This is a genomic window from Pontibacillus marinus BH030004 = DSM 16465 (assembly GCF_000425225.1).
Classification (GTDB): domain Bacteria; phylum Bacillota; class Bacilli; order Bacillales; family BH030062; genus Pontibacillus; species Pontibacillus marinus.
In genome coordinates, this window is the sequence record NZ_KE384332.1 from 205,782 (window position 1) to 212,541 (window position 6,760).

The following is a 6,760-nucleotide window of genomic DNA, read 5'->3' on the forward strand; positions in this document are numbered from 1 at the left end:
GCTTGGTTAAAAAATATACTTGCTCTAATGGGCTTAGAATCGTACTAGAAGAGATACCAAACGTTCGATCGGTCACAATTGGAGTTTGGGTTCTTACTGGTTCAAGAAATGAAAACGAAGTGAACAACGGAATGTCACATTTCATTGAACACATGTTATTTAAAGGAACCGAAAATCGTTCAGCACGTGACATTGCAGAGAGTTTTGACTCAATTGGAGGACAAGTTAATGCCTTCACGTCAAAAGAATATACATGCTATTATGCAAAAGTTTTAGACAACCACGCCGATCACGCCCTAGATATTCTTGCTGATATGTTCTTTAATTCAACATTTGATCAAGAAGAGATGGAACGTGAGAAAAAAGTTGTTTTAGAAGAGATAAAAATGTATGAAGATACGCCAGATGATATTGTACATGACTTACTTGCTAAAGCATCTTTCGGCAATCATGCCTTAGGTTATCCGATCCTGGGTACTGACCAAACATTAAAATCATTCACCCCAGAAAAAGCAAAAGAATTCATGAATCAATTTTACATCCCAGAGAATGTTGTTGTATCTGTAGCAGGGAACGTGGATGAATCCTTTTTCAATAAAGTTGAATCCTATTTTGGTTCTTATACAAGTGAACATACAGCTGGTCAGTATGAGAGAGCCGAGTTTTTAGGTGAAGATATTCGCCGTAAGAAGGATACAGAACAAGCCCATTTATGTATGGGATATGAAGGGTTACAAGTAGGAGACGATGATATTTATAACCTTGTTGTTCTTAATAATGTGTTAGGTGGAAGTATGAGCTCACGCTTATTCCAAGAGGTACGTGAACAACGAGGACTTGCTTATTCAATCTTTTCCTATCATAGCTCTCACTTAGATAATGGCTTGTTAACGATCTATGGTGGAACAGACAAAGATCAATTACCTGTATTAAAAGACACCATTGAACAAACAGTTAACCAGTTTACCAAAGAAGGCTTAACTGAAAAAGAAATCACAAATAGTAAGGAACAGCTGAAAGGGAATATTGTGCTCAGCTTAGAAAGTACGAATAGTCGAATGAGTCGAAACGGAAAAAATGAATTATTATTAAACCGTCATCGCTCGTTAGATGAAATGGTTCAACAAATTGATAAAGTGGATCATAAATCAATAGATCGTATTATGAAGCAAGTATTTAATGGGAAGCAGTCTTTAGCGATTATTTCTCCTGAAGAAAATTAATACTATTAGGTCAGGAAACACATGCGATTCTTCTTCAGAATTGCATGTGTTTTTTCTAACTGAACTCGGCATGTGACCTTTATTTATATCATATAGATAGAGTAAAGGAGCGGATCGTATGAGATATCGTGATTTAAGTGGAAAAGAAATCGTCGATGTTCGCCAGGGAGCTCGCCTAGGGGTGCTAGGACAAACAGATCTTGAGATTGATCCTGTCAGTGGTAAAATAAAATCCTTTTTGGTACCAAGTTACAAATGGTTTGGTATGAAAAAGGAGGGAGAAGAAGTACGTATCTATTGGAAAGACATTAAAAAGATAGGCGATGACATGATCATCATTGATCCTCCTGACCATTAAAGGAACAGACCTGCATAGGCGGGTCTTTTTTTTATGAAAAATAATAGGCTAGTTACTCCCTCTAAAGAACCCCATCTCAGATGAAATTCAAAAAGCAAATCCACTAAACTTATTCTAATAAGGACATTCACCTTTCTTTTTCATACCTCATAGGATATGAAAGAATCATGCGACATTACTCGGTGTAAGGTGAGGTGAAATGATGCTAACAGATTATAAAATCGCCATACTTGGCGGAGATGCAAGACAATTGGAAGTGATTCGTCGGTTAAGTGAATGGGATGCCACACTGTTTTTAGTCGGTTTTGATCAACTCGATCATGGCTTTACAGGGGCAAAACAATTAAGCATAGATGAAGTGGAACCTGAAAAACTTGATGCGGTGATCCTTCCCGTACCTGGTACTAACCCTAAAGGTGTAATTGAAACTATATTTTCTAATCAATCATTAACGTTAACGAAAGAGTGGTTAAGTGAAACCCCTGAGCACTGCCTCGTGTTTACAGGGATTACAAATTCCTATCTAACTCAAATTACGCAAGAAGCAAACCGGACGTTAGTTCCACTATTTGATCGAGATGATGTAGCCATTTATAACTCGATTCCTACTGTGGAAGGAACCATTATGATGGCTATCCAAAATACGGACTTTACCATTCATTCTTCTGATATTTTAGTACTTGGCCTAGGGCGAGTAGGTATGAGTGTAGCGCGTTCCTTTTACTCGTTAGGGGCAAATGTAAAAGTAGGGGCAAGAAAGCCAGAGGATTTAGCTCGTATCCATGAGATGGGGTTAGAATCTTTTAACATTCACGAACTTAAAGATCACACACATGATTGTGACATGATAATCAATACAATCCCAGCTCCTATCGTATCGGCGGCTGTCATCCAAAATATGCCGTCTCACGCTTTGATTATAGACTTAGCCTCCAAACCAGGAGGGACAGATTTTCGATATGCTGAGAAAAGAGGAGTTAAAGCCTTGCTAGCTCCAGGATTACCGGGAATTGTCGCTCCGAAAACCGCAGGAAATATTTTGGCGAAAGTTATTACGAAGATTTTACTAAAAGAATTAGGCGAAAGGAGTTCTTTTTAATGGATTTATCAGGAAAAGTAATCGGGTTTGGTCTGACGGGGTCACATTGCACCTATGAAGACGTTTTCCCTGAAATTGAAAGACTTGTAAAAGCTGGTGCTAAAGTTGTTCCAGTTGTATCTTACACAGTGCAGAAGACGGACACAAAATTCGGAGATGCTGCGGATCATTTAGAGAAAATAAAAGAGTTAACAGGAGAGGAGCTAATTTCAACTATACCAGAAGCTGAACCATTAGGACCCAAACGACCTCTAGATTGTATGGTTATTGCTCCACTAACAGGGAATTCCATGAGTAAGTTTGCTAATGCACTCACAGACTCTCCTGTGCTCATGGCTGCTAAAGCTACGTTACGTAATGGAAACCCTGTTGTTCTAGGAATTTCGACGAACGATGCCTTAGGGTTAAACGGAGTTAACTTAATGCGTCTAATGGCGACTAAGAACATCTTCTTTATCCCATATGGCCAGGATGATATAGTGAAAAAACCAAATTCATTAGTGGCAGATATGACACGCTTACAAGCTACAGTAGAGTCTGCATTAGAATTTAAACAAATTCAGCCAGTTCTTATCCCTCATAATGAGTAAAAATGAGGGATGTTGGTATCAACAAATCCTATGTCTGTGGTAAAATATAATTTAATCTAATGTATTAAAAGCATTGTATGGAAGGGAGAAACTATAAATGGCAAACAATCATCAATATCACGTAGCAATCGTAGGAGCAACAGGTGCTGTAGGTCAAAAAATGCTTGAAACTCTAGAAGATCGAAATTTCCCTATTAAAACATTAACGTTATTATCATCAAAACGTTCTGCAGGTAAGACAGTACGTTTTCAAAATAAAGATATCACGATTCAAGAAGCTACTCCTGAGAGTTTTGAAGGTGTAGATATCGCTCTATTTTCTGCAGGCGGCAGCGTAACAAAGGCATTAGCTCATGAAGCGGTTAAACGAGGTGCAGTTGTTGTCGATAACACAAGTGCTTATCGTATGGATCCAGAAGTGCCTCTTGTCGTACCTGAGGTGAATGCTGATGATCTTAAAGAGCATAAAGGGATTATCGCTAACCCGAACTGCTCAACAATTCAAATGGTAGCTGCTCTTGAGCCGTTACGCCAAGAGTATGGTTTAAGCCGTGTGATTGTGTCTACTTATCAGGCTGTATCAGGTGCTGGTAACGAAGCAAACGACGAGTTGAAGAACCAATCAGAAGCTTATCTAAAAGGAGAAGATCTTTCAGCTGAGATTTTACCTGTGAAAGGGGATGAGCGTCATTATCCAATTGCATTTAATGCGCTTCCTCAGATTGATAAGTTCCAAGACAACGGGTACACGTTTGAAGAAATGAAGATGATCAATGAAACGAAAAAAATCATGCATGCTGATCAACTTCCTGTTGCCGCAACATGCGTACGACTTCCTTTCTTCACTTCCCATGCAGAAAGTGTTTATATCGAAGTAGAAAAGGATAATGTTAGCGTAGAGGATTTCAAACAACAGTTATCAAACGCACCTGGTATCGTCTTAGAAGATGATCCATCCACACAAAGTTATCCTACGCCTTTAAGTGCTGAAGGAAAGCGTGATGTATTTGTAGGTCGTATCCGTAAGGACCTTGACCATGACAAAGGATTCCACCTTTGGGTTGTGTCTGATAACCTCTTAAAAGGAGCAGCTTGGAATTCAGTTCAAATTGCTGAAGAGCTTATCGAGAAACAACTGCTTACAAAGAAATAATAAGAAGTTTTGAGGTGTCCACATGAAAGTATTAGTTCAAAAGTTTGGAGGCACTTCAGTAAAGGATGCTGAGGGACGACAACTTGCTATGGGGCATGTGCAAACAGCTCTTGAGGAAGGTTATAAAGTAGTTGTAGTTGTGTCAGCTATGGGACGAAAAGGTGCTCCCTATGCTACGGATACTTTATTAGAAATGATTAACTTTCCAAATACAAACGTTTCAAAGCGAGAGGAAGATCTTCTCACATCATGTGGGGAGGTCATTTCGTCCATAGTGTTTTCAAATGAATTGAATGAAAAAGGTTTAAAAGCTACGGCTCTAACTGGAGCACAAGCAGGTTTCCTGACCAATGATGATTTTACAGAAGCTAAAATTAAAGCGATGCAGCCTGATCGTATAAAACAAGAGTTTGAAACGAATGACGTTGTCGTAGTTGCTGGATTTCAGGGACAGACAGAAAAAGGCGATGTGACAACAATTGGCCGTGGAGGAAGTGATACCTCTGCTGCTGCTTTAGGTGCTGCATTACAATCAGAATATATTGATATTTTCACAGATGTAGAGGGGATTATGACAGCTGACCCACGAATTGTTGAGGCTGCTAGACCCTTAGCTGTGATGACGTATAATGAAATTGTTAATTTGGCTTATCAAGGGGCAAAAGTTATTCATCCAAGGGCTGTCGAAATCGCTATGCAAGCTAAAGTTCCTCTACGTGTGCGTTCAACGTATTCCTCAGATTTCGGAACTCTTGTTACGCAATCTAGAAGTGATGGGGATGGAAAAGACATTCCAGACCGTCCGGTAACAGGAATTGCCCATTTATCTGGGATTGCACAGGTGAAGGTTACAGCAAAAGAAGAGCCTTATCAGCTCCAGTCTGATGTATTTAAATCAATGGCTGAAGCGGGGATTTCAGTTGATTTTATCAATATTTCTCCTATGGGAGTTGTCTACACAATTCCTGATGCTTATACCGAAAAAGCAACAGCTATATTAAATAAATTAGGCTACACTCCTGAAATTACGCATAATTGTGCTAAGGTATCGACAGTAGGTGCAGGCATTACAGGTGTTCCTGGTATTGCTGCAAAAATTGTTCATACGCTTACAGATTCAGGTGTACAGATCTTACAGTCAGCAGACAGTCACACCACAATTTGGGTGCTTGTGAAAGACGAAGATCTAGTGAAAGCTGTTAACGCATTACACCAAACGTTTGAACTTAACTTGTAGAGTTCGGAACGTTAACTTGAAAGGAGATGGAGACCATGAACTTTGGAAAAGTATTAACTGCAATGGTTACCCCATTTGATAATCGCGGAAATCTTGATTTAGAAAAAACAACACAACTAGTAGAGTATTTAATAAACAATGGATCTGACGGTCTTGTGATTGCAGGGACGACAGGTGAATCTCCTACCCTAACATCAGAAGAGAAAGTTGCTTTATACAATCATGTTGTTAAAGTAGTGAATAAGCGTATTCCTGTAATTGCAGGTACAGGAAGTAATAACACCCATGCTTCAATAGAGCTCACCAAAAAGGCAGAGCAAGCTGGTGTTGATGGCATAATGCTTGTTGCGCCTTACTATAACAAGCCAAGCCAAGAAGGTCTGTATCAGCACTTCTCCAGTATTGCAAAGGAAACGTCTTTACCGATTATGCTTTATAACATCCCAGGGCGTTCAGTCATTAACGTAGGTGCAGATACACTTGTTCGTTTATCTGAAATTGACAATATCGTCTCTGTAAAGGATGCAAGTGGTGATCTTGATCAAATGACCGATGTTGTAGCAAGAACTGGTGATGACTTTTCTGTCTACACTGGTGAAGATAGTATGACTCTTCCATCAGTAGCGGTTGGTGCAACGGGTGTTGTATCTGTATCCGCTCACGTAATTGGAAATGAAATGCAGGAAATGCTGGGAGCACTTGAAAGTGGAGATGCAAAGAAGGCTGCCAAACTTCATCAAAAAATTGTGCCAGTTATGAACGCGTGCTTCATGGCACCATCTCCTACACCTGTTAAAACCGCTCTTCAGATGAAAGGAATGGACGTTGGAGGCGTTAGACTTCCACTTATTCCACTAACAGCAGAAGAGCGCAATACGTTAAGTGATGCATTGAATAGTCTATAAATTATTTCATCAGAAATTTTATAAACACATGGGGTTCTATTTGAACCTCATGTGTTTTTTTATTAATTATTAGGGAGTGAGGTATGAAGGTTATTACTCCATTAAATGGCAGGATTGTTGAAGACTTGAAATTGAGAGGAGTCCGTTGCTGTTGAGTAGTTTGTTGCGGTCAGTGAAACGGCAAGCCTGTTGTGG

Annotated in this window: 7 protein-coding genes; all 7 read left to right on the forward strand. The window is 39.5% G+C overall.

Translation table 11 applies throughout. The features are described 5' to 3' along the window. The first annotated feature begins 2 nt into the window (after window positions 1-2). The 7 genes from H514_RS0118700 (at window position 3) to dapA (ending at window position 6,565) form a co-directional block, all read left to right on the forward strand. Window positions 3-1,223 (forward strand): M16 family metallopeptidase, encoded by a 1,221-nt coding sequence (locus H514_RS0118700; RefSeq protein WP_027448338.1) that lies wholly within the window; start codon window positions 3-5, stop codon window positions 1,221-1,223. Window positions 1,224-1,341: 118 nt separating this feature from the next. After that, window positions 1,342-1,581, forward strand: a complete 240-nt coding sequence (locus H514_RS0118705; protein WP_027448339.1) for a YlmC/YmxH family sporulation protein — start codon at window positions 1,342-1,344, stop codon at window positions 1,579-1,581. Window positions 1,582-1,783: 202 nt separating this feature from the next. Continuing rightward, a complete protein-coding gene (dpaA, locus tag H514_RS0118710; protein ID WP_027448340.1) occupies window positions 1,784-2,680 on the forward strand; it encodes a dipicolinic acid synthetase subunit A in 897 nt (298 codons plus the stop codon). Beyond that, complete coding sequence (gene dpaB / locus H514_RS0118715) at window positions 2,680-3,270, forward strand: dipicolinate synthase subunit B (protein WP_027448341.1); 591 nt, start codon at window positions 2,680-2,682, stop codon at window positions 3,268-3,270. Before dpaA ends, dpaB begins: the two co-directional genes overlap by 1 nt. A 97-nt stretch (window positions 3,271-3,367) precedes the next feature. Continuing rightward, entirely contained in the window at window positions 3,368-4,423 is a 1,056-nt protein-coding gene (asd, locus tag H514_RS0118720) for an aspartate-semialdehyde dehydrogenase (RefSeq protein ID WP_027448342.1), read from the forward strand. Between the two features lie 22 nt (window positions 4,424-4,445). Further along, window positions 4,446-5,660 (forward strand): aspartate kinase, encoded by a 1,215-nt coding sequence (dapG, locus tag H514_RS0118725; RefSeq protein WP_027448343.1) that lies wholly within the window; start codon window positions 4,446-4,448, stop codon window positions 5,658-5,660. Between the two features lie 35 nt (window positions 5,661-5,695). Then, complete coding sequence (dapA, locus tag H514_RS0118730) at window positions 5,696-6,565, forward strand: 4-hydroxy-tetrahydrodipicolinate synthase (RefSeq protein ID WP_407946871.1); 870 nt, start codon at window positions 5,696-5,698, stop codon at window positions 6,563-6,565. Window positions 6,566-6,760: the final 195 nt, after the last annotated feature.